Annotated in this window: 4 protein-coding genes; 3 read left to right on the plus strand and 1 reads right to left on the minus strand. The window is 43.3% G+C overall.

Annotation, left to right across the window (positions count from 1 at the left end):
- On the minus strand, positions 1-212 hold a 212-nt coding region (locus CUS_RS20155; protein WP_207635691.1), incomplete at its 3' end, for a hypothetical protein.
- A gap of 109 nt (positions 213-321) precedes the next feature.
- Between CUS_RS20155 and CUS_RS02420 the strand changes: the two genes are divergently transcribed.
- From CUS_RS02420 to CUS_RS02430, 3 genes are all read left to right on the plus strand, one after another.
- Complete coding sequence (locus CUS_RS02420; RefSeq protein WP_157769484.1) at positions 322-954, plus strand: hypothetical protein; 633 nt, start codon at positions 322-324, stop codon at positions 952-954.
- 18 nt (positions 955-972) lie between these two features.
- Complete coding sequence (locus CUS_RS02425; protein WP_002847335.1) at positions 973-2,601, plus strand: HsdM family class I SAM-dependent methyltransferase; 1,629 nt, start codon at positions 973-975, stop codon at positions 2,599-2,601.
- Positions 2,594-3,337 (plus strand): restriction endonuclease subunit S (locus CUS_RS02430; RefSeq protein WP_002847337.1); only part of this gene is annotated, 744 nt, incomplete at its 3' end. The genes CUS_RS02425 and CUS_RS02430, both read left to right, overlap by 8 nt.

Below are 3,337 nucleotides of genomic sequence, written 5' to 3' on the forward strand. Positions count from 1 at the left end.
AAGCAGATGCGTGAGGTACGGGCCAAGTTCTCTTTGACTATACAACAGATAATGTTGAGGAGTTCAGTTCCGAAATATCCACGATAGAGGACAAGCAGGAGCTTATTAAGCTGAAAAAAGTGCTTATCTCTGCCCGTGACTGCTGTAATGTAGTCCGCACCTTTGGCGGATGATGAGCTGAAAACAAGCCTTTGCCAAAGCTCGAAATCCACAAGACTTCCCGAAAATGATACGAGAAGGTTCAGCGACAGATTGACACGATAAATCAAAAAGAAGGCCTTTGACAGCGATGACTCCACAAGACAGCTTATCAATGAAGCAATGCAGGACATTACCTTTAATTTCTCAAAGATCGGTGATGAGGAATTGCAGATGGGCTTCATGAGCAAAGAGGAGTTCCACGAAAAATGGCGCCGGACGATACAGTCCTTTACGGAGAATATAGACCAGGACGATCCCGAATTTATCTCCATAAGAGAAGCGTTTATGCAGAGATTCAAGGAGTTCGGCTTCGCATTTGATAATATCCATGAAGTAATGGAGTGTTCTAAGGCGTTAAATGAAGTCCTCAAAAAACTGGCTGAGCTTCAGAAAAGAAATAAGGCTCTTATGCGAAAATACAACGGTGATGCCAAATTTGCAAGAGTGCATAAGAGGATAAGAGAAGAAAACGCTCAGAGGAAAGCAAGAGGAGCTTCCCCCATAATCTCCGGCTATGAGGAAGAAATCTTGGAAGCGCTGAAAGCTATCAAACTCGACATAGATCAGAAAGTCTTTGACCGCAACGATATTTTGAAGAAAGACGCTTACTTTGAGCAGACTGTTATGTCACAAATCAAGCAAGGTATGGACACATTGGGCATAAAGGGTACCAGAGATGACAGAGTATTCATTCAGTCCCGTATATCCTCTCAGTATCTCACTCAGTATAATGCAACATATCCAGGTGCTTGACAATAAGGAGTATAATCAATGGATTTGCAGATAAAAGAAAAAACAATATCACTTATCGACTCGCTGAAATCAACTTGTCAGACCTATGGTATGGGAAATGACGGCAACGAGTATAAGATCATTACTCAGGTATTCCTGTATAAGTACCTGAATGATAAATTTGGCTATGAGATCAAGAAGCTCGACAAGCGTATTGCTTCGGCTGAAAAGTGGGAGATCGCTTATTCGGAGCTTTCGGAAGATGAACGTGAGGACTTGTTCGACACGATGAATCCCGATATTCCTCGTCTTAATCCCGAACACCTTATCTCGCACCTGTGGAATCAGCAGGCTAAGGGCGATTTTGACCTTATCTTCGACCAGACGATGATCGACATAGCCGATAAGAATATAGATATATTCTCCACACAGACCACTCAGAACACCAAAATTCCGCTGTTTGAACGGCTTACTCAATACGTTACCGATGAAGCTCAGAGAGCGCCGTTTGCCCGTGCGTTGGTGGACAAGCTCGTAAACTTCTCCTTTGAGGAAACATTCTCGGAGCATTATGACTTCTTTGCCGCTATCTTTGAGTATCTTATCAAGGATTACAACACAGCAGGCGGTGGTAAGTATGCAGAATACTATACTCCTCACGCTATCGCTACCATTATGGCAAGGCTTTTGGTCGGTGATGATGCCGACTTGCATAACATAGAGTGCTACGATCCGTCCGCTGGTACAGGTACGCTGTTAATGGCTCTCGGTCATCAGATCGGTGAGGACAGGTGTACTATCTTCGCTCAGGATATTTCCCAACGCAGTAACAAGATGCTGAAACTCAATCTGATACTGAACGGTCTTGTATCTTCGCTCGATCACGCTATCCAGGGCGATACACTTGTTGCTCCGTACCATAAGAGCGATGACGGTCAATCCCTCAGAACTTTTGATTATGTGGTATCCAATCCGCCTTTCAAAATGGATTTCTCCGATACCAGGGAGAAAATCGCTGCAATGCCTGCAAGATTTTGGGCTGGCGTTCCGAAAGTCCCTGCGAAGAAAAAAGAGAGTATGGCTATCTATACTTGCTTCATTCAGCACGTTGTAAATTCTCTGAAAAAGACAGGTAAGGGCGCTATCGTTGTACCTACGGGATTTCTTACTGCAAAGAGCAGTGTTGAGGGTGCTGTCCTCAAAAAGCTCGTTGAAGATCATATCGTATATGGTGCAGTAAGTATGCCGTCTAACGTATTTGCGAACACTGGCACTAATGTTTCCGTTCTGTTCTTCGATAATTCACGGACGGCAGACAGAGTTGTATTGATCGACGCTTCAAAGCTCGGTGAGGAATACAAGGACGGCAATTTGCAGAAGCGCAGGCTTCGCCCAGAGGAGATAGAGAAGATCATTACAACATTCCGCAACAAAGAAGCTGTGGATGATTTCTCGGTGGCAGTCACCTATGAGGAAATAATCTCAAAGAAGTATTCTCTCGCAGCAGGACAGTATTTCGATGTCAAGATAGAGTATGTTGAGCTTACGCAAGAAGAGTTTGAAGCTAAAATGTCGGCATTCAAGACTGAGCTGCAATCATTCTTCGATGAAGGTAATGCTCTGCAAGCTGAGATCATGAAGCAGTTAGGCAAGGTGAAGTATGAGTAAATTAGGTGAATGCCTAACAATAAAGCACGGTTGGGCTTTTAAGGGAGAGTTTTTTGCTGAAAGTGGAGAGCAAAGCATATTGACACCTGGCAACTTTTATGAGGCTGGTGGCTTCAAATATAACGATGAACGTGAAAGATACTACACCGGAGAATATCCCCACGAATACCTTTGCAAAAAGGGCGATTTGATTGTTGCTATGACTGAACAGGCAGCAGGTTTACTTGGGAGTACAGCTATTGTTCCAAAAGATAATAGGTATCTTCATAATCAGCGAATTGGACTTATAACGTGTGACGAAAAGCATATCACAAAAATGTTTGCATACTACCTTTTTATGACCAAAAGTGTGAGAGAGCAGATAAGTCGCACTTCATCAGGTACAAAGGTCAAGCATACTTCTCCGGAAAAGATATACGATGTAGAAGTTTCCTTACCTGATATTCCTACACAAAAGAAGATAGCACATTTTCTATGGACTATCGACTGTAAGATACGAAATAATATTCAGATAAACGATAATTTACAGCACCAGCTCAAGCTGTTGTACGACTATTGGTTCACGCAGTTCGATTTTCCTGATGAGAACGGCAAGCCGTATCGGGCTTCGGGTGGTACAATGGTGTGGTGTGATGAACTTCAAAGGGAAATCCCCAAAGGCTGGAAGGTCAGCACACTTTCAGATATTGCGGTATTACAAGCAAAATCGGTTATACCACAAGAAGGAACAGCTTAC

It is taken from the genome of Hominimerdicola alba 8 (genome assembly GCF_000178155.2).
GTDB classification, from domain to species: domain Bacteria; phylum Bacillota; class Clostridia; order Oscillospirales; family Ruminococcaceae; genus Hominimerdicola; species Hominimerdicola alba_C.

Bases quoted from the DNA above. Each gene is read 5' to 3' on its own strand.
- CUS_RS02425 (WP_002847335.1), top strand. From the start codon at position 973: ATGGATTTGCAGATAAAAGAAAAAACAATATCACTTATCGACTCGCTG.
- CUS_RS02420 (WP_157769484.1), top strand. From the start codon at position 322: ATGCAGGACATTACCTTTAATTTCTCAAAGATCGGTGATGAGGAATTG.